At 44.1% G+C, this 20,129-nt stretch carries 15 protein-coding genes; 12 read left to right on the top strand and 3 right to left on the bottom strand.

What is annotated here, in order from left to right:
• Positions 1-102 precede the first annotated feature (102 nt).
• The 6 genes from BLS65_RS07475 to BLS65_RS07500 all read left to right on the top strand — a co-directional run bounded on the left by BLS65_RS07475 (position 103) and on the right by BLS65_RS07500 (position 7,281).
• A complete protein-coding gene (locus tag BLS65_RS07475) occupies positions 103-2,247 on the top strand; it encodes a TonB-dependent receptor (RefSeq protein ID WP_092437530.1) in 2,145 nt (714 codons plus the stop codon).
• A 33-nt stretch (positions 2,248-2,280) separates the two neighbouring features.
• Positions 2,281-2,931: a hypothetical protein gene (locus tag BLS65_RS07480; RefSeq protein ID WP_092437532.1), complete on the top strand. Its 651-nt coding sequence runs from the start codon at positions 2,281-2,283 to the stop codon at positions 2,929-2,931.
• A 127-nt stretch (positions 2,932-3,058) separates the two neighbouring features.
• Complete coding sequence (locus tag BLS65_RS07485) at positions 3,059-4,102, top strand: sensor histidine kinase (protein WP_170830034.1); 1,044 nt, start codon at positions 3,059-3,061, stop codon at positions 4,100-4,102.
• A 14-nt stretch (positions 4,103-4,116) separates the two neighbouring features.
• On the top strand, positions 4,117-4,878 hold the full coding sequence (locus BLS65_RS07490; RefSeq protein WP_092437536.1) for a LytR/AlgR family response regulator transcription factor: 762 nt from the start codon (positions 4,117-4,119) through the stop codon (positions 4,876-4,878).
• Positions 4,879-5,013: 135 nt separating this feature from the next.
• Positions 5,014-5,526, top strand: a complete 513-nt coding sequence (locus BLS65_RS07495) for a response regulator transcription factor (protein ID WP_092437537.1) — start codon at positions 5,014-5,016, stop codon at positions 5,524-5,526.
• Positions 5,527-5,577: 51 nt separating this feature from the next.
• The gene (locus tag BLS65_RS07500; RefSeq protein WP_092437539.1) at positions 5,578-7,281 is read left to right on the top strand and encodes a methyl-accepting chemotaxis protein; all 1,704 of its coding nucleotides are present in this window, start codon (positions 5,578-5,580) and stop codon (positions 7,279-7,281) included.
• Positions 7,282-7,374: 93 nt separating this feature from the next.
• Here BLS65_RS07500 and BLS65_RS07505 read toward each other — a convergent pair whose 3' ends face one another.
• The 3 genes from BLS65_RS07505 to rnr form a co-directional block, all read right to left on the bottom strand.
• On the bottom strand, positions 7,375-8,220 hold the full coding sequence (locus BLS65_RS07505; RefSeq protein ID WP_170830035.1) for a phospholipase A: 846 nt from the start codon (positions 8,218-8,220) through the stop codon (positions 7,375-7,377).
• Positions 8,221-8,552: 332 nt separating this feature from the next.
• Positions 8,553-9,440: a phospholipase A gene (locus BLS65_RS07510; RefSeq protein WP_092437543.1), complete on the bottom strand. Its 888-nt coding sequence runs from the start codon at positions 9,438-9,440 to the stop codon at positions 8,553-8,555.
• 207 nt (positions 9,441-9,647) lie between these two features.
• Positions 9,648-12,092, bottom strand: coding sequence for a ribonuclease R (gene rnr / locus BLS65_RS07515; protein WP_092437545.1), 2,445 nt, complete (start codon positions 12,090-12,092; stop codon positions 9,648-9,650).
• A gap of 272 nt (positions 12,093-12,364) precedes the next feature.
• On the opposite strand from rnr, the gene BLS65_RS07520 reads away from it, so the two are divergent.
• The 6 genes from BLS65_RS07520 to BLS65_RS07545 all read left to right on the top strand — a co-directional run bounded on the left by BLS65_RS07520 (position 12,365) and on the right by BLS65_RS07545 (position 20,098).
• Complete coding sequence (locus tag BLS65_RS07520; RefSeq protein WP_092437547.1) at positions 12,365-13,474, top strand: DUF1972 domain-containing protein; 1,110 nt, start codon at positions 12,365-12,367, stop codon at positions 13,472-13,474.
• A gap of 12 nt (positions 13,475-13,486) precedes the next feature.
• Positions 13,487-13,963, top strand: coding sequence for a Cys-tRNA(Pro) deacylase (gene ybaK / locus BLS65_RS07525; RefSeq protein ID WP_092437549.1), 477 nt, complete (start codon positions 13,487-13,489; stop codon positions 13,961-13,963).
• A 191-nt stretch (positions 13,964-14,154) separates the two neighbouring features.
• Complete coding sequence (locus BLS65_RS07530) at positions 14,155-14,742, top strand: LURP-one-related family protein (protein WP_092437551.1); 588 nt, start codon at positions 14,155-14,157, stop codon at positions 14,740-14,742.
• Positions 14,743-14,923: 181 nt separating this feature from the next.
• The gene (locus tag BLS65_RS07535; RefSeq protein WP_092437553.1) at positions 14,924-16,147 is read left to right on the top strand and encodes a metallophosphoesterase family protein; all 1,224 of its coding nucleotides are present in this window, start codon (positions 14,924-14,926) and stop codon (positions 16,145-16,147) included.
• Positions 16,148-16,433: 286 nt separating this feature from the next.
• On the top strand, positions 16,434-16,808 hold the full coding sequence (locus tag BLS65_RS07540; protein WP_092437555.1) for a GxxExxY protein: 375 nt from the start codon (positions 16,434-16,436) through the stop codon (positions 16,806-16,808).
• Between the two features lie 212 nt (positions 16,809-17,020).
• Entirely contained in the window at positions 17,021-20,098 is a 3,078-nt protein-coding gene (locus BLS65_RS07545; RefSeq protein WP_092437557.1) for an AAA family ATPase, read from the top strand.
• Positions 20,099-20,129 lie beyond the last annotated feature (31 nt).

Below are 20,129 nucleotides of genomic sequence, written 5' to 3' on the forward strand. Positions count from 1 at the left end.
TCTTTTTTTTCGGTTGCGCTGTGCCGCATCTTTGCCTTAGAAAATAACATAGCAAGGTTGGAATAAAATATAATCCAACTCAATGCTTAAAAAAATAAGGCCATGAGGAACATAATGCTACTCACACTGCTCATACTTGCTCAACTAGCAGCAACTGCCCAAATTACAATCAGCGGTAAGGTTACCGATAAGGCAGGACTACCGCTTATTGGTGCTAACGTGATTGTTAACGGCACGTACGATGGTGCTTCTACCGATACAACGGGCTTTTTCTCTTTTCAGACCGATGCCTCGGATTCACTGATGCTCGAGGTTAGCTATATTGGATACGTGACCCAAATCAAGAAAATTGTAACGGGGCAGAAGAGCATCTCTTTTCAACTCGAGGAAACGGGTAATACCCTTGATGATATTACCATTACAGCCGGTGCGTTTCAGGCTAGCGATAAGAAGAAGGGGGTATCCCTTAAACCGCTCGACATAATGACTACCGCTGGCGCATCGGGCGATCTTTACGGAGGCATTAAAACTCTGCCTGGCGTAAATCAGGTTGGGGAGGATGGTCGCCTGTTTGTCCGCGGTGGCGATGGCTACGAAACGAAAACCTTTATTGATGGGTTGGAGGTTAAGAAACCTTACAACTCATCAACCCCCGACCTTCCGTCACGCGGACGATTCAGCCCTTGGCTCTTCTCCGGAACCCTTTTCAGCACGGGTGGCTACTCTGCTGAATATGGTGGAGCCCTTTCTTCCGCCTTAATTCTCGAAACAAGCGGTAGCACAAACTTTCAGCAAACAGGAATTTCCATAATGACCGTTGGGGTTGGTGCATCGCACACCGAACTCTTCAAGAACGGCTCGGTAAGCGTAGCGCTTGATTATACCAACCTTGCCCCCTACTTTAAAATTATGAACCATAAGCGCAGCTACGAAAAAGCTCCTGAAGCCATTGGTGGAACGGTGGTTGTGCGCAGAAATGTAGGCGATAAAGGTCTTCTGAAGGTGCTATCGTCGGTTTCGACCTCAAGCCTAAAGCTGGATTATCCCAACATGGAAGGTGTTGGAACCAGCACAAAGGTTAAGCTAAACGATCAGGACATATATGTAAATGCAGCCTATACCCACGATTTAGGGAATGGATGGATTTTAAAACCAGGTATTTCGCTCTCCTCAAATATCACAAACATAGAGCCAGGTAGCGAAAAAGTAAAGGAGAACATTCGTGGACTAAACGGGAAAGTACTGATTAAGAAGCGGATTACCAATAAACTTGGAATATCGGCTGGGGCTGAACTGTTTGGAAGCAGCTATAATCAAGACTACAACAACAGCATCACAGCACAATCGTTTCACGGCACAAATACCGCAATGCAGTATGCCTCCTTTGTAGAGATGGAGTGGATTGCCTTTAAGAATTTGGCTTTCCGATTGGGCCAAAGAGCCGAGTATTGGGAAACCGAGGCTAAGTGGAATACGGCTCCAAGGCTCTCAATGGCTTGGCAGCTGAACGAGTGGAGCCAAATTTCTCTTTCGGCAGGTAAGTTCTACCAGCGGCCCGAAGATCAGTATCTCCGCTTTAACAACACCCTGAACTTTGAGAACGCAACGCACCTAATTGCAGGTTATCAGATTATCAAAAACAACCGAACCTTCCGTATCGAAGGCTATCAGAAGAATTATGACAACATGGTTCGTTACGGTTCTGACTTTACCAATACTGCACTCTACAATAATGGAGGCAGCGGAGACGCTCAAGGTATCGACCTTTTCCTACGCGATCAGCAAACCGTTAAGAACCTTGACTACTGGGTGTCTTACTCCTACATCGAGAGCAAGCGACTCTACAAAGATTATCCCGAGAAGGTAACGCCCAGCTTTCTTTCGAAGCACAACATTACCCTAAACTCGAAGTACTATGTGCCAAAAATAAGAACTCAATTGGGCATGACCGCCAGCTACCATACTGGCAGGCCATACAACAATCCAAACTCAACAAAATTTATGGATGGAACTGCGCCAGCTTACTTCGACCTGAGCTTGAGCGCAACCTACCTCACCAACATTTTCAAACGATTTACGGTAATATACGCTTCGGTAAGCAACGTTCTTGGAGCCAACCAAGTGTATACCTACCGCTACTATAATTCCCCAAACAACCAAGGAACTTACGACCGAATTGCGGTAGCCCCCGATTCTAAACGCTTCTTTGTGATTGGATGTTTTATTGATCTCAAAAAAACCAAATAGCTACTAATTATTAATAACTTAACTACTAAGAAAATGAAAAATCTACTTTTAACAACCGCTCTTTTTCTAGGCCTTGGCCTAACTGTAAATGCTCAAAACGAACGATTTGCAAAGGGCATGGAAGCATCTCTTACAAAGTTGGATAGCGTAAAAAACCAACAGGACTACCTCAATACTGCTGCATCATTCCAGCGTATTGCCCTTGCCGAAAAAACCAGATGGGAACCCTACTACTACTCTGCCTACTGCCGAATAATCGCTGCTTTTATGGAGCAAGATAAGGATAAGGTAGATGGGATTCTCGACGCTGCTGAGGAGGATTTGAATGCAGCGCTGGCAATCAATTCTAAGAACTCGGAAGTTTATACCATACAGGCAATGCTCTACCAAGCCCGCATCAGCGTTAGCTTTACCCGGGGCATGAAATATTCTGGCATGGCCAACGAATCTATTGAAAAAGCTATTGTGATGAATCCATCCAACCCACGCGCATACTATATTAAAGGACAGAATATTTTTTACACTCCTGCCATGTTTGGTGGCGGTGCCGATAAAGCAAAACCAAATTTTGAGAAAGCCTTAGCATTGTTCAACGCACAAGGTACAGCAACAAATAGTTTTGCTCCAGCTTGGGGTAAGAATAAAACTATAGGGATGCTAAAAGCCTGTGAGGAGAAGCAATAGATTGATATGGAGGCAATCTCTTCTTTATCAAAGGGAGAGATTGCTTTGCACTCCAATGATTATTGCCACAAAAACGTCTCGTTCTCCTATTATCCTTTATATTTGAGTAGATAATAATATGACCGCCATGAGCAACAAAACTCGAGTACATAAAATACTACGCCATATTTACGATTTGCTGATTTGCGCAGCCATTGGCGGCTTCATCTCTGCTATTTTTATGGACTTTCAAATCATAAAGTATTTTGGAAATTTTATACAGGGCAGCCTTTATGGAATGTTTATTGGAGGAGGTGTGTGGAAAGGAAATGAAGTGCTCGGCTACTTTGTATCCAAGAAATATGGCTGGCGCGACCAACCCAAAAAAACATTTATCTGGGATATCATTATTTCAGCGCTTTATACTTTTGTCTGGATAAATCTCTGCGATTACATCTTCTTTAAATATTCGCTTGGCATGGAAGGGAAACAGCTAATGTATCAGCTGGTTTTCACCGGACTAATTACTTTTTTGATAAGTCTTTTTATCACCTCGATCTTCTATAGTAAGGCCTTTTTTCAATCGTGGAGAGAGGCTGTTGTTCGGGAGGAGAAGTATAAGGCTGAAAGCGAGCGGTTTCACCACCAAATGCTCAAGAATCAGGTTAATCCGCACTTCCTCTTCAATAGTTTAAATACGCTCACCTCGTTGGTGGAGCAAAATCCCAAAGAGGCGGTGAAGTTCATCAAGAAACTTTCGGATGTTTACCGTTATGTACTTGAGCAGCGCGACAACGAAATGGTTTTGCTTCAGGAAGAGATTGACCTAGTAAAATCATACGTGTTCATGCAGCAGCATCGCTACGGCGAAAACTTAATGGTATCCATAAACGTGGAGCACCTAAACTGGATGCTACCCCCAATGAGCATGCAAATGCTACTGGAAAATGCGATTAAGCATAACACCATAACCGAAGAGAGTCCGCTGTTGATAAGTATCGAGGAAGTGAATGGGTATTTGGTTATTTCAAACACCCTAAAGCCAAGACGAAGCCTTGGCGATGAAACCGGAATTGGGTTAAGCAACATTAAATCGAGGTATGAATTCCTTACCTCTAAGCCAGTATCGTATGGGCCTGAAAATGGGTTACACTTTGTTGTAAGAATTCCATTGCTTGAACCAAATCGCTAACAAAAACATTGGTTATGAGAGTTGTAATTCTTGAGGATGAGAAGTTAGCCGCGCAGCGAATGCAACAGCTGCTCAAAAAATGCGCACCCAACATCGAAATTGTGGCCACGCTGCCAAGCGTGGAGTTGGCCATTGCTTGGTTTACCAATAACCCTGAACCGGAACTCATTTTTGCCGACATTCATCTGGGAGACGGGCTAAGCTTTGAAATATTTGAAGCAGGACACATCAAGGCACCCATTATTTTTACCACCGCATTTAACGAGTATGCCATACGGGCATTCAAGCATAACAGCATTGATTACTTGCTGAAACCTATTGATCCAGAGGAACTGTGTGCTGCAATTAAGAAGCATACCAATAGCCAAAAGTCGGAAGCGAGCACCGGAATTTCAGCCGCCACACTTGCACAGGCCATGAAGATGATGACGGCAAGCCATAAATCGCGGTTCCTCATTAAAGTGGGCGATCACCTTCGCCCCATTGATGTTTCGGAGGTTACATTCTTCTACAGCGCATCAAAAGATACATTCTTAGTAAATAAGGCCGGCCGCAACTACGCGCTCGACTACTCTCTCGATCAGCTGGAGCAGCTACTCGATCCCGAAAAGTTTTTTCGAATCTCACGCAGGAGCCTAGTGGCAAAATCGGAAATTACCGAAGTGGTAGTTTATTCAGGAAGTCGATTAAAGGTAAAAGCCAACGCCCTTGGCGACGAAGAAGCCATAGTAAGCCGCGAAAGAGTGGCCGAATTTAAGGAGTGGTTGGAGAGATAGTTTGATTAGCAATATATTCACTCATTTCCATAAAAACACCCTTCACTCCCAGAACAGCCAACCTCATTCCTTTCTTATTGTGCATCATAAACCTACTTCATTTCTTTGTAGTCGGTAAATTAGATGCTTTAAGAAATGGAAAACGCTGAGTATTATTCGAACTGCAATGTGGCTACAGCAGAGGAAAATACCCATAAAAGAGTATTTAGTAGCAATGGTGAGCCAACTTCAACAAAAGTTAAAAAAAGCCAGCAATCTTTCAAAAACCAACCTTTTAGAATAGCGATAGTAAGCAAAAGCGACAGCTTTAGAAAAGAGATAAACACCTTAATAAACGGTGAACCACGTGTATCTCTTTGTGGTGTATACGACAACTTAGCCCTTCTCGATACTGATTCGAACACATCCCCTCATATTGTTGTTGTAAATCTAACAACAGAAACATACAGTAAAACGTTGGCGTCAATTCGTCAACTTGAAGAAATCTTGTTTCCCCGAATTAATTTCGTAGCGATATCGTCAATATATAACCCAACTTTTTTAGAACGGTGTTTCTATTCCGGAGTTCGCTTAGTAATTCCAACAGAGCGCCTTTCTAAGGATTTCAAACGAGGTATTGATGCAGTTGCTAGCCGCTTATCCCTATAGAGCATAACCCCTTTCCCTATCTCTTATAAACTCAACTAAACAAAATATACAATGAAACTTCCAGAACTGTCTATTAGAGCGAAGCTGCTCACCTTCTCATTTCTTCTGTTGTTTCTAGTGAACGTTGTGGCCACGCTTTATAGTGTTACTGAATTTCAACGGATTCGCAAAATCAATCAGGCAAACAACCTCGTAAGTCAGATTGAGAAAAAATTGCTTCAAAGCCGCATCGATCTTTACTCCTTTTCTTACACTTTCAACAGTGAAGAGATAGAGCGTTCGCAAATGACTCTTTTCGATGTGTTTTCGCTCTTAGACACGGTTAAAGTAGTTGCTGTAGAAATAGATGCAGATACAGCCGCCATATCAAAGTTGGGCGCAAATATTTACTCATACGGTAACGAGCTATCAATTTACATACTTGGAGCCTCCGGCAAACGTGTTGCCGTTGAAACTATGCAGAAAAACTACGATAAGATAACTAGTATTATTGCTGCGCGAAATATCGCCGTAGATGCAACCACTGCTCAGCATGTGAAAAGTCTAAAGGTCGATAAATCTGTTGCTTCATCAAATAAAGTTCAAAGCCAGCTAAGCACAAGTTTAGGATACCTTTCACAGCACATAAAAAACGACAGCCTTGTGAAGCTTCTTGCCAATAACCGCGAGCAGCTAGATATACTATTAAATGCCGAAGAAGAAAACTCCAACAATACACTTGGCTCCGTTGGCGAAACTCTGTTTGGCGAACTGTCGGCAACACAAGCGCAGCTGGCGGCCAACTCCGACAGCGTTTTCAGCAAAACCATTGTTCGAATAGCAGCATTTATTGGTGTATGCCTTATAATTGGTATTTTTATTGCATTCCTATTCAGCAAAAAGCTATCTGGCAGTATTATCAACTTAGCAGAAATCACCAATACGCTATCCAAGGGCGATTTAGCTGTTAAACCCAAGGATGCTCTACTTGCCCGCACCGATGAACTCGGAATGCTTGCCAATTCGCTGGAGCACATGCGCCTAAACCTGAGAAATGTGGTAATGGGTGTTCAAGATTGCTCTCAAAACCTTTTCTCCTCAAGCCAACAGCTCAAGGATTCGTCGCAAAGTTTGTCCACCAGCGCCAACTATCAGGCGTCTTCGGTTGAGGAGCTATCATCGTCAATGGAAGAAATTGCTTCGAGCGCAACCCAAAATAACTCCAACGCCAACAGGGCCGACACAACTGCAGAAAAATGTGCGGAGGCCATGAAGCAAATCCACATTACTTCCAAAGATGCTGTGGAAAATATTCATTTGGTAGAGCAGAAGATTGCCATAGTAAACGAAATTGCACAACAAACCAACCTTTTGGCTCTAAACGCAGCTGTTGAAGCTGCCCGTGCAGGTCAATATGGTGCCAGCTTTGGTGTTGTAGCCAAAGAGGTTAGGAACCTAGCAGAAAAAAGTCGTAAGGCTGCCGACGAAATAGCCAAGGTAGCAGCCAGCGGCGTGGCTTTATCGCAAAAAACAGTGTTGTCGGTAATCGATGCCATACCGCTCATTGAGAACAACCAAAATGCGGTTCAGGAAATTGCGGCCGCAAGTATTGAGCAAAGCTCAAGCATTAACCACATAAATACCGCCATAAACGAAATGAACGGAACCGTGCAGGAAAATGCTGCTGCATCAGAACAACTGGCTGCAAACGCCGATGCTGTTACCGCTCATGCTGAAACTCTAAAAGAGATGGTTGCTTTTTTCAAAATGAGCTAGAGGAATACCTGGAAATGTAGACACTTATTTGAATTACAAAACATTGATAACAATATAGGGCTGGTAAGCAATACCAGCCCTATTGTTTTGTGCTTAGTAAAAGTTCTTAATCGAAGGTTTTATGCAAATGCCAACTCTTACCATTGATGTATAGTTGGAGTAATCTAGCATGTTTTCTCCAAAGCCGCTATAGTATTGCAGGAAGAGAAATTGGTTTACATTCGGGCCAGTCTTGAAGTTCACCTCAACCGTTGTGTTACAGTTATTCAACCTATTGGTTGGGTTGAGAATAAGCGATACCCACAACCTATCCGATTTACTCTGGTAGTTAAACGCCACTAATCCATAACCCTTATAGGTGAGTAGGTCGTGATTGTTTTTCTCGTCAATCCATCCGCCCCACATCTTTACTTGGCTGCTAAACCAAATGTTGTAAAAGTGGGTATAGGAAAGAGCAGTATAGTTCCAGCTGCGCGACTGAATGGAGTCTCTACCATTGGATTCGTGCTCGATAGAGAAAACAAAAATCCCTCTTAACTTACTATCCAATAAAAGAAGCGAACTCATGCTTACTCCTGGATTAAAGTTGTTGTCGGTAAATGGTTTCGATTCCTTTCCGATAGACCAAAACGCTTTTTGTGTGTAGGTTAAAAACAAGAATGAGTTTAATGGTAAATTCCCTTTTATAATACGTTGCTGAATACTTACTTGAAACTTTGCATCAATAGTATTTCTACTAATTTTTTTATTTGTAGGAATCCCTGAGACGAAATAGTTGTCGTGAAAAAGTCCAAAATGAGAGGACTGATTTACTGCCGCAAATGCTTCGCTCTTCTTAATCTTATAGAATGAGCCTTTAATAATACTTCCCTTGTTCAGGGTTTCTTTTTGCTCTTCTAAATTGGTAGTTGTTTGACTGTGTGAATAGCAAAATGCCAATAATAAACATACGGTTGGAAAAAATTTAAGGAACCAATACATAAGCATCGAATAGATATATGGTAATTATCTGTGCAATTTACATAAATAAAATATTTTTACAATATTAATAAAAACGTAACTCTTGATTCCTTCCTATCATATTAAATAGCAACACTTTTATCTAATGACATAGAGCAAAAAAAGCCCAACTACCAGTTGGGCCTTTTGTATTTTCTATCAACGACGTTTTCTCCACTTATCTCTTTGTGCTTAGTTTTGAATAGCGTTTTGAATCACCAATGCAGGCGGGTTGGTGATTACAACTCACTGTATGAATGACATTTAAGTGCTTAGTAAAAGTTCTTAAGAGACGGTTTTATGCAAATACCAACTCTCACCATTGATGTATAGTTGGTGTAATCCAACATATTCTCCCCATAGCCACTGAAATATTGTAGGAATAAATACTGGTTAATATTCGTCCCTGGCTTGTAGTTTATCTCCACAATTGTATTAAGATTATTAAAACTATTGGTTGGATTAAGAATTAACGAAACCCATAATCGGTCTGATTTGCTCTGGTAGTTTAATGCCATTAATCCGTAACCCTTATATTTCAGTAGGTCGTGATTGTTTTTCTCGTTAATCCATCCTCTCCATAGCTTTATTTGGCCGCTAAACCATATATTAAAGAAATGGTTATAGGAAAGAGCTGCGTAGTTCCAGCTGCGCGATTGAATTGAATCTCTACCATTCGACTCATGTTCAATGGAGAATACTGCAAATCCCTTTAATTTACTATCTACAATAAGAAATGAACTTAGGCTAATTCCTGGATTAAAGTTGTTGTCCTTAAATGGTGTCGATTCCTTGCCGATAGACCAAAACGATTTTTGCGTGTAGGTTCCAGAGAGGAACATGTTGTAGGGTAATATCCCTTTTATGAAGCGTTGCTGAATACTTATTTGAAATTTTGCATCGACACTATTTCTAGTAATTACCTTATTTGTAGGAATCCCCGCAACAAAGTAGTTATCGTGAAAAAGTCCAAAATAGGGAGATTGATTTATAAGCGTATATGCATTATCAGCATCTATATTATAGAGCGAACTTGTAATTATACTTCGATTATTTAACGTGTCTTTTTGCCGACGGAAATCTTCAGCAGACTGAGCGTTTACATAAAAAAACGATAGTAATAAGAGTAACGTTAAGGCAATTTTACGAAGTGCAGGCATAATAGAATATTAAATTTGTTATAAATATCGACTAATTAAGCGAATAGTGTGATGGTTTCTGCCCAATCATGAAATATTTTTGTTTTGGATCAAGACTCTTGGCTTTTCTGTTCGTTAGCGATTAGATTTCCTTTGATATATTGCCTTAATAAACAACCCCAAAGATGTTGAAATGCTTTGGGGTTGTTTGTTTATTGTGAGCGGAGTTTATCTTCTCCTTTTCCCTTTATCCTTCGAACTACCCTTCGAATCGCTTTTTGAATCACTCTTTCGTGCTCCAATGGTAGAAATCTTGGTGGTTCCGGAACTCTTGGAGCGACCGCCGCCGCCACTTCCGCCGCGTCTACTTTCACCATCTTTTTTGCTTCCGTCACCCTTACCTCGGCTTTCACCGCGTCGTGATCCACCTCCAAAGGAGCGATTCCCCGATGTTGGCTTTGGTCCGGACGAGCCACGCGAACCGGCTTGATTCCTTGCAGAGGCTGGAAGGGTTATTCGCTCTTCGCCCTCCTCATGAAACAATCCATAATCGAGCTGGCGTTTGGGCATATTGGCTTGCAGAACAACGATCTTAATTGGATCACCTAAGCGGTAAATCTTACCCTTCGATTTTCCTACTATGCTGTAGCTCTCCTCATCAAAGAAGTAGTAATCGTCGTCGAGTTCGCGCATACTTACTAGCCCTTCGCACTTGTTCTCGACAATTTCGGTAAATATTCCAAAATCGGCTACGCCTGTAATAACGGCATCAAAGGCTTTGCCCACCTTATCGGTCATGAACTCAACTTGCTTATACTTGATGGAGGCACGCTCGGCATCGGCTGCTCGTTTCTCCATTTCGGAAGAGTGAATGCACAGTTCCTCATACTCATCCTTGTTCTTGCTTTTCCCTTCGGCTAAGTAGTGCGCAAGTAAGCGGTGCACCATCATATCAGGATACCTACGGATGGGCGAAGTAAAATGGGTATAGAATGGGAATGCCAACCCGTAGTGACCAAGATTATCGGTGGAGTAGCGGGCTTTTGCCATGGATCGGATGGCCAACGTTTCTATAAGATTCGCTTCTGGTTTTCCCTTTACCTCGTCGAGCAGGTGGTTAATGGACGACGAAACATCGGAACCCTTTATCGACGGCGAAACGCTATATCCAAAACGGGAGATAAACTTCCTAAATGTGTCAAACTTATCGGGGTTGGGCAGTTCGTGCACTCGATAAACGAAGGTAAGGTGTTTTTTCTTATCCTTGCCAATGAATTCGGCCACTCGCTTGTTGGCCATTAGCATAAACTCTTCAATGAGTTGGTTGCTTTCCTTGTGTTCTTTGTAGTAAACGCGAAGTGGAACACCATTGTCGTCGAGCTCAAATTTCACCTCATCGCGCTCAAACCCTATGGCACCATTCTTAAACCTCTCCTTCCGAAGAATACGGGCCAAACGATTAAGCTCCAGAATCTCCTCTTTCATATCTCCCTCGCCGGTCTCAATAACAGCCTGCGCCTCCTCATAGCTAAATCGACGTTGTGAGTTTGTGATGGTTCGGCCGAACCACTCATTCACGAGTCGGGCATTAGAGTCCAATTCGAAAACTGCCGAGAAGCAAAGTTTCTCCTCGTTGGGGCGAAGCGAACAAATAAGGTTTGAGAGTCGCTCTGGAAGCATCGGAACAGTCCTGTCTACTAAGTACACGGAGGTTGCTCTCTCCACAGCTTCGTTGTCGATAACCGATCCGGGTGTCACGTAATGGGTTACGTCGGCAATGTGCACCCCGACTTCAATGTTTCCATTGTCGAGGCGGCGATACGAAAGGGCATCATCAAAGTCCTTGGCATCGGCAGGGTCGATGGTAAATGTTTTAATCTTGCGGAAATCGCGACGGTTGCGGTACTCCTCTTCAGGAATTTTTTCGCTTATTTTTTCAGCTACGCGGCTTACGTCTTCGGGAAAATAGTAGGGCAAGTCAAACTCAGCAAGGATGGCATGCATCTCCACCTCGTTATTGCCGGGAGCACCCAGCACCTCCACAATTTCGCCAATGGGGTTCTTGGCATACTGAGGCCACTCCACGATACGAGCAATCGCTTTATCCCCATTCTTTGCGTCTTTGAGTGTTCCCGCCGGAAGAAAAATATCGTAGGGCATATCCTTGCTGCCGGCAACAAGAAAGCCAAAGTCCTTGCTTATTTCAACAATCCCGACAAAGTTGCGGCGAGCGCGCTCAATAATCTCTACCACTTCGCCTTCGGCCTTACTGCCTCGGTTCTTCTTAAATACGTTTACTCTAACCCGATCGCCATTGAGGGCATGGTAAAGATTCTGGAACGAGACAAATATATCGCCGCTATTGTCTGTGGGAACAATAAATGCTGAACCGCTGGCGGTCATATCCACCACGCCTTCTATTCCACCACTGGCTTGTTTGAGGCGAAATAGTCCTGGATCGCCTTGCTCTAAGTTACCGGCATCGGTCAACTCATAGCACACCTCTACTATCATGCGGCGAGGGCCGTCATCTTTTACCTCTAGTATTTTTGCAAGCTGTTTGTAGTTGTAAACTTTTGTCGGATTAGCGGTAAAAATATCGAGAATGGCGTGTATAAGCATTTTCTTGCTAAAATCGGGCTGCGTCTTTTTTTCTGATTTGTTTTTTGTCATGATTTGAAATATTATGTTGAATTTTATCCTGCCTTTGTTTGGCAGCTATTTGTATTGTAACGATCTACCAATAGATAACAACTTTCCACTGCATTATGCCTACTTTCGACCGAGAAAAAGTTAACAACGGATGCAGTTTATTGTTGCACACGGTTGTATTGGCAATGATTAAAGTCAATACAATTGGTCTGTTTGGACAGTTGTTACAGTATGACCTGTGGTAGATTTTCATGTAAAGGTAGTTGATTTTACGCTAATCAGTATTATATACGGTGAAAATAGGGATATTAGGTACTAGAGGGATACCAAACCAATACGGTGGTTTTGAGGAGCTAGCCGAGCAACTTTCGCGACGGCTCGTAATCAAGGGGCACGATGTTTGGGTATTCGCCCCCGTGTTTAAAAAGGCTGTATCGAAACAGGTAAATGGAGTTCATCTGCTTGAGATTAGCATTCCTAGATGGCTACCCGGTGCAGTTCAAACGCTTCTATACGACTACCGTTCATTAGTAAGGGCGAGCAAGCAGGAATTTGATGTTATTCTGGAATGTGGATATGGATTTAGCCCCATGCTCCTTTTTTTCAGGAAAGAGTTACGCCAGCGCATAGTAACCAACATGGACGGGATGGAGTGGCAACGACCAAAGTGGGGGTTTGTGGCACGCAAGTTTCTTCAATTGTCTGAGCGTTTGGCTGTAAAATATTCGCATATACTTGTAACCGATCATCCACAAATAGAACGCTACTACTTGAAAACGTATGGATGTGCATCTTCTCTTATATCCTATGGTGTCGATATTCAAGCAAACACGTCGTCAATGCCACCATTCTCCAATACCAAGGGCTATCTATTGGTAGTTTCCCGACCCGAACCTGATAATAGCTTAGCCGAAATACTTGATGCTTTTAAGCTTTCATCTTGTATGCGGCCACTAATCTTAGTAGGGAACTTTACTAATCGTTTTGGACAAAAACTCCAAAATGAATATGCTTCGTCACGAGCGATCTTTATGGGTGGAATATACGACAAAGTCACACTTAACCAACTACGAAAAGAGAGTTTGCTTTATCTTCATGGTCATCAAGTAGGAGGAACAAATCCCGCTCTGCTTGAAGCCATGGCTTGTGGCTGCCGAATTGTTGCGCGAAACAATGTCTATAATCGTGAAGTGCTCGGAGATGGAGCTGCTTATTTCGAAACCGTTTTGGATCTCGTAGGGGTATTCAACCATATCGACGAATATGTTAGCACGCTTAACGGAAGAATAGAGGAGAATATAGCAGTAATACAGAATCATTACCAATGGGATATTGTAGCCGAAAAGTATGAACAATTATTTCTTTCGGTAATAGCAAACCAAGCAGGGAGCACTTCCGACTAAATACTTTAATCCATGGCAGCAAAGAAAACCAACGCGGCACGCATTCTCGATCAGATGGGGATTCACTACAGTATAGCCGAATACCAAGTGGATGAAGCTGATTTAAGTGCTACTCATGTGGCCGATATCATTGGACAGAGTCCCGATATCATCTTCAAAACACTCGTTGCTCGAGGCGAGAAGAAGGGAATTGCAGTATTTATAATTCCCGGCGGAGATGAGCTCAACCTAAAAGCCGCCGCGCAAGCCATCGGCGATAAAAAAGTGTCCATGATTCAGGTAAAGGAACTTATGCCCCTTACTGGCTACATTCGCGGCGGCTGCTCGCCTCTAGGAATGAAGAAAAATTTCCCTACCTATGTTCACGATTCGGTTCTTAGTTACCCGGAGGTGTATGTGAGTGCGGGAGTAAGGGGAATGCAATTGGTGATTAGCCCCAAAGATTTAATTCGGGCTACCAATGCAACTACTTGGAAACTCATTGATTAATTAGGTATAATTCATTAGCTTAGTGGGAGTAACAACGGAATATATCGCTTCGTCTTAATTAATTCACGATTGTGAATTTAGATATTTGCGTGCAAAACTTCTAGGGCAGAATATTATTGTTAGCTTTGATTCGGTTGTACGAGATCATTGCATCAATCAACTAGTGAAGAATCACAATAAAGTAATCTTTTATGAACTCAATTGTAAATCAAAACCTCTTCTTTGTTAAGGAGCATGTGGGCATGTTTAAGGCTGCCAACAACTTCGACATATTTGATCCCAACAGCAAGCAGATGATCATGACCTGCCGCGAGGATAATTTGGGTTTCTTTACCAAGTTGCTCCGCTTCACCGATCTGAAGCGTTCAACACCCTTTAGTGTCGAGATCAGAACCCTCGCTGGCGAAAAGGTGCTTACCGTTAGGCGGGGCATAGCCATTTTTCTCTCCACAGTGGAGGTTCTCGACGAGAACGATAACCTGGTGGGAACCTTTAAGCAGAAGCTTTTTTCCATTGGTGGCAAGTTCGACCTATTCGACATGAACGGAAATACCGTTTGCACGCTTCGTGGAAAGTGGACCAGCTGGGATTTCTCCTTTGCTAAGGATAATGTTGAGTTTGCTCATGTAAGCAAGAAGTGGGCCGGGTTTGGAAAGGAACTCTTTACCACCGCCGACAACTACATGCTGCAAATTGATGAGCGCGTACCGCAAAACCACCCTATGCGGCTGCTTATCCTTGCCTCGGTAATGTGCATCGATATGGTGCTAAAGGAGTAATTCTCCCCCGATGATAATGAATGTGAGTAGCAACTTTTGGTTTTATTCTGATTTTGCAATTCGCTTGATTCTTTCATAAGCAGAGGGGAGATTTAGAGGTGAAACGACCGCTTTTTCTCCCTTTTTCTGTCTTCCAACATAGGTTTTCTGACTTCCATCCAGGTTATTAAATACAACGCCCATGAAACTTCTCCATACCTCCGATTGGCACCTCGGTAAACATTTAAATAGCTTCTCTCGCCACGCCGAGCAGCAGGAGGTGTTGCAGGAGATCTGTGAAATTGCCGACCGGGAGCAGGTAAATGCGGTTATTGTGGCGGGCGATCTGTTCGACACCTACAATCCCCCAACCGAATCGACGGAGCTGTTTTACAAGACACTAAAGCGGCTCTCCAGCAATGGTCGTCGCGCAGTGATTGCCATTGCAGGTAATCATGATTCGCCCGATCGCATTGAGGCGCCCGACCCGCTGGCTCGCGAGTGCGGAATTATCTTTGCCGGATATCCCAACTCGGTGGTTCCGACCTTTGAGCTGGAGTCGGGGCTGAAGGTTTTGCAAAGCCATGAGGGCTTTATCAGTTTGGCGCTTCCCGGGGTAGCGGAACCGCTCCGCATTTTGCTTACCCCTTATGCTAACGAGTTTCGCCTCAAAACATATTTGGGTCAAGAGGATTCGGAGGAGGAACTGCGCACCGTTTTGCAACAAAACTGGCAGCAAACGGCCGATATGTGCTGCGATAGCAAGGGGGTAAACATTCTTCTTTCCCATCTTCTGATGATGCGCAAGGGTGACGAGTTGCCCGAGGAACCCGATGACGAAAAACCAATCCTTCACGTGGGTGGGGCACAGGTAATTTATACCGAAAATATCCCTGCTCAGATTCAGTATACCGCACTAGGCCACCTACATCGGAAGCAGCGGTTCAACACCAACTCCACACCCGTGGTTTACTCCGGGAGCCCGCTCTCCTACAGTTTCAGCGAGGCCAACCAGAGTAAGTTTGTGGTAATAATTGATGTCCAAGCGGGCCAATCGGCTACAATGGCCGAAATTGAGCTTATCAAGGGGAAAAGGTTGCTTCGGAAGCGTTCCGAAACCATGGCGGAGGCTTTAGCTTGGTTGGCAGAGAATGAGAACAGCCTTGTAGAGCTTACCATGGCCACCGACACCTACCTTACTGCCGAGGAACGGAAACGGCTTTTTGCTGCGCACGAAGGTATTGTTACGCTAATCCCCGATGTTAAGAATCGCACCGAGCTATCGGGTTCCTCCAAGCATAGCATCGACCTAAGTAAGGGCATGGAGGAGTTATTTAGTGAGTATTTCCTCCATTCAAAGGGACAGAACCCCAATGATAATATACTGAAACTGTTTAAGGAAGTATTGTCGGAGGAGGGCGATTAACAAGAACCTACCACCGATGAACACAGAGAAGAAATAATCTGTGTAAATCCGCGTAATCTGAGGTAAAAAACTTTGTGTTGAGTCAATGGATAAGAAAAGAATCCACCTCAGATATTCACAGATTAGCACAGAGAGGGAATAATCTGTGTAAATCCGAGTAATCTGTGGTTAAAAATAATTGGCGTAATCTTCGGTAAAAAGAAGTTTGTGTTGAGCCTAGCCAAAGAAAAATTCTGTAATTTGTGAAGGGAAAGACAAGTATGAATCATTTAAAATGGCTACTTAAATGGAAGAAATTAATAAACTCAGCTATGCCATTATTGGGGCTGCCTATAAGGTTCATTCATCTTTGGGTCCGGGATTATTAGAATCTACTTATGAAGTCTGTTTGGAATATGAGTTGTTAAAAATAGGATTGAAAGTTGAGCGGCAGAAATTATTACCTGTCTTTTACAACGAGATTGTGTTAGATGCAGGATATAGAGTTGATTTATTGGTTGAAGATTCTATCATAGTCGAATTAAAGGCGGTAGCCGATGTGGCACCCATACATCGGGCTCAATTAATGACCTATCTGAAGTTAGCGGATTTACCATTAGGGTTACTAATCAACTTTAATGTTACCGACCTAAAGCAAGGAATAAATAGAATAATCATGTAGCACACATTGCTGATAGGTAGAAAAGGAGTAATCTGAGTAAATCCGAATAATCTGCGGTAAAAAACTTTGTGTTGAGTCAATGAATAAGAAAAGAATCCACCACAGATATAAATAGATTAACACAGAGAAGAAGTAATCTGTATAAATCCGAGTAATCTGCGGTAAAAAATAATTTCTGTGGTGTAATAATTCCCTATGTAAATTTGTAACCAATGATTCCCATCCACCTTACCCTTCAGGGCATATACTCCTACCAGGAGAAGCAATCCATCGATTTCACTCGGCTTACCGAGGCGAACATATTTGGCATTTTCGGGCCGGTGGGGAGCGGTAAATCCACTGTTTTGGAAGCCATTACCTACGCCCTGTATGGCCGCACCGATCGGTTGAACCTCTCGGGCGACGACCGGAACTACAACATGATGAATTTAAAGTCGAATGAGCTGCTCATCGAGTTTCGATTCAGAACTGGCAAGGGCGACACCGAATATATGGCTACCGTAACAGGCAAGAGAAACAGCAAGCAATTCGACGTGGTGAAAGCGCACGATAGGGCGGCCTACCAGCGCGTAAATGAGCAGTGGCAGCCCATTGAGGTGAACTCGTTGGATACCATAATCGGGTTGAGCTACGAGAATTTCAAGCGCACCATTATTATTCCTCAGAATCGATTTCAGGAATTCCTCCAGCTGGGCAATAAAGAGCGCACACAAATGATGAAGGAGCTCTTCAACCTCGAGAAGTATGAGCTCTACTATAAGGTGGTTGCGCTTGAGTCGAAGAATAATCAGCAGCAGCAGAATTTAGACGGGCAGCTCCAGCAGTTGGGCGATCTGAATCCGGAACAGGTAAGCCTTGCTGAGGAAGGATTGAAAACCATAAAGCATGAGATTGAGCAAAAGGCCAAGGAGCTGGCCTTGCAGCAGGAGGAGGAGGTAAAATTCCGTAAATTGAAGGAGTTGGTGGGTAAGCTAAGGGAAACCGAGCAATTGCTGGCACAGCTAAAGGCGCAGGAACCCGATTTTATCCGGCTCGACAGGTCGATTCGGGAATACGACTACTGTAGGCTAAATTTCATGGGACTCTTGGAGTCGGCCAAGGAGGTATCTGCTAAAATTGCGCAGTTCGAGCAGGGTATTACCGCCGACAATTCCTTGCTTACGACTACGCTCAAGCAGCTTACGGATATTGAAGCCAGTTACGAAGTCGTCAAAAAGGAGTTCGATGGTCGTGAGCTGCTCAAACAGCAGGCCGAGGAGTTGGGTAAGATTGCCAAGCTCAATCAGCTCGGGGTGGTGCGCAACCATTTAAATGAGCGCATTTCGAAAGGAGATAAAATATACTCCGATACGGTAGAAAAGGCCAATCAGCTTAAGGTAGAATACGATTTACTGGCGGTATCGCTAAAGGAAACGAGAGCACAACAACCCGATATGGCCCTGCTCTCGAAAATGAGGGATTGGTTCACGGTAAACAACCTGCACACATCTTCTCTGAAGGAGGTTAACCTAGAGTTGGTAGCGGTTCAAACCGAAATGGAGGCAATCGAAAAGCAAAAATCCCTTCTCTGGGAAGATAAATGCTTCGACGGTATTCTGCCGACCAACGATTTTAAGGAAATTGTCGCCCAGCTCGAAGACAGGAAGGTTCAGATTAAAGATTTTATCAATCAGCTTAGCATGGAGCTGGAGCATTTAGCCCTTCAGTCGAAGCTACAGGAGTATGCTACCAACCTTGAGGAGGGGAGGCCTTGCCCGCTCTGCGGAGCGCTATCGCATCCCGAACCTTTAACTGCCCAAAGCGTTTCCGAGGCACAAGTGCAAGCCCGAAACCAACGGAGCGTTCATGAAAAAGAGATTATAGCCATTGAGCAGGGGCAAAAGCAACTTTCGGAAATCGCCACCAAGCTTCAGCTAAAGCGGGAGACTCTCGACCGGTTGCTGGGTAAGCAAAAGGAGCAAGCAGCTAAGGTTGCGGAGCATCAAACCCTATTTGTATGGGAGGCTTACCGGGACGAGCGCACCATTACTACGGAATTTAGCAAGGCCGAGCAACTTCAACTTCAAATTAAGGAGAAAGAGGCCGAGCAGGAAAAGTTTGCACAGCGGTTGGAGGACGAAAACCGTAACAAGGAGAAGTATGGTAAGGCCGTGGAGGAGTTTCGCCACCAGCTTACCGCCAATTCCACGGAATCGTCAACCTTGAGCAGCCAAATTACCCTATTTCAGATTAGCGAGTTCGAAACCAACTCATCGGACGAGATAGAGACGAGGAAGAACATCCTGCTTAAGCAATACCGCGATGTTGAGGCGGCATACGAAACCACCCTTCGCACCCTCACCACCCTTAGGAAGGAGAGCGACACCATTACCGGCCGGCTCGAAGCCAACCGGAAGACGCTAGAGCAGGAGCGCACCGTGCAGCAAGCTGTCGGCGCCAAGATCTCGGCACAGCTGGAGCAGTCCGAGTATAGCTCGATTGTAGCGGTGGAGAAAATTCTTGCCCAACCGATGGATGTGGAGCGGGAAAAAAAGAAGGTGGATGATTTCCGCCATTCGCTGGACTTTTCCCAAAAGCAGCTGGCAGCGTTCAACACCGAGATGGGGGATCAAAAATACGATGCGCAGCAGCACCAGGTGGTATTGCTATCGATAGCATCGGTTTCGGAGGAGCTGAAGCTCAAGAATCAAAGCCAGGGCAAGCTCGAGAGCGACCTAATAAAGTTGAAGGCCGACCTTGACACCCAGAAATCGCTTCGCGAGCTGGCCGATAGGCTTCATGCCAGGGGTGAGGATATCAAAACCCTTAAGCAGCTCTTTAAGGCAAGCGGGTTTGTGAATTACATCTCCTCGGTTTACCTGCAGGAGTTGTGCCATGCCGCCAACGGTAGGTTTTATAAGCTCACGCGCCAGAAATTAAGCCTTGAGGTTACCGACGACAATAACTTTCAGGTGCGCGACTTTATGAATGGCGGAAAAGTGCGCAACGTGAAAACCCTTTCGGGCGGTCAAACCTTTCAGGCGGCGCTATCGCTCGCCTTGGCCCTAGCCGATAACATACAAAAGATTACCGATTCCAACCAAAACTTCTTCTTCCTCGATGAAGGCTTCGGCTCGCTCGATAAAGATTCGCTCGAAACAGTCTTCGACACCCTCAAATCGCTGCGCAAGGAAAACCGTATTGTGGGTGTTATCTCGCATGTGGAGGAGATGCAGCAGGAGATTGACGCCCACCTCAAAATTGTAAACGATGAGGAGCGGGGGAGTTTAATAAGAACCAGCTGGAGTTAGGAACGGGTTCAAGCAATTTAAGATTATAGGA

Origin of the sequence: Williamwhitmania taraxaci, assembly GCF_900096565.1 — a bacterium.
Lineage (GTDB): Bacteria > Bacteroidota > Bacteroidia > Bacteroidales > Williamwhitmaniaceae > Williamwhitmania > Williamwhitmania taraxaci.

Bases quoted from the DNA above. Each gene is read 5' to 3' on its own strand.
- BLS65_RS07475 (WP_092437530.1), top strand. From the start codon at position 103: ATGAGGAACATAATGCTACTCACACTGCTCATACTTGCTCAACTAGCA.
- BLS65_RS07480 (WP_092437532.1), top strand. From the start codon at position 2,281: ATGAAAAATCTACTTTTAACAACCGCTCTTTTTCTAGGCCTTGGCCTA.
- BLS65_RS07485 (WP_170830034.1), top strand. From the start codon at position 3,059: ATGAGCAACAAAACTCGAGTACATAAAATACTACGCCATATTTACGAT.
- BLS65_RS07490 (WP_092437536.1), top strand. From the start codon at position 4,117: ATGAGAGTTGTAATTCTTGAGGATGAGAAGTTAGCCGCGCAGCGAATG.
- BLS65_RS07495 (WP_092437537.1), top strand. From the start codon at position 5,014: ATGGAAAACGCTGAGTATTATTCGAACTGCAATGTGGCTACAGCAGAG.
- BLS65_RS07500 (WP_092437539.1), top strand. From the start codon at position 5,578: ATGAAACTTCCAGAACTGTCTATTAGAGCGAAGCTGCTCACCTTCTCA.
- BLS65_RS07510 (WP_092437543.1), bottom strand. From the start codon at position 9,440: ATGCCTGCACTTCGTAAAATTGCCTTAACGTTACTCTTATTACTATCG.
- rnr (WP_092437545.1), bottom strand. From the start codon at position 12,092: ATGACAAAAAACAAATCAGAAAAAAAGACGCAGCCCGATTTTAGCAAG.
- ybaK (WP_092437549.1), top strand. From the start codon at position 13,487: ATGGCAGCAAAGAAAACCAACGCGGCACGCATTCTCGATCAGATGGGG.
- BLS65_RS07530 (WP_092437551.1), top strand. From the start codon at position 14,155: ATGAACTCAATTGTAAATCAAAACCTCTTCTTTGTTAAGGAGCATGTG.
- BLS65_RS07535 (WP_092437553.1), top strand. From the start codon at position 14,924: ATGAAACTTCTCCATACCTCCGATTGGCACCTCGGTAAACATTTAAAT.
- BLS65_RS07540 (WP_092437555.1), top strand. From the start codon at position 16,434: ATGGAAGAAATTAATAAACTCAGCTATGCCATTATTGGGGCTGCCTAT.
- BLS65_RS07545 (WP_092437557.1), top strand. From the start codon at position 17,021: ATGATTCCCATCCACCTTACCCTTCAGGGCATATACTCCTACCAGGAG.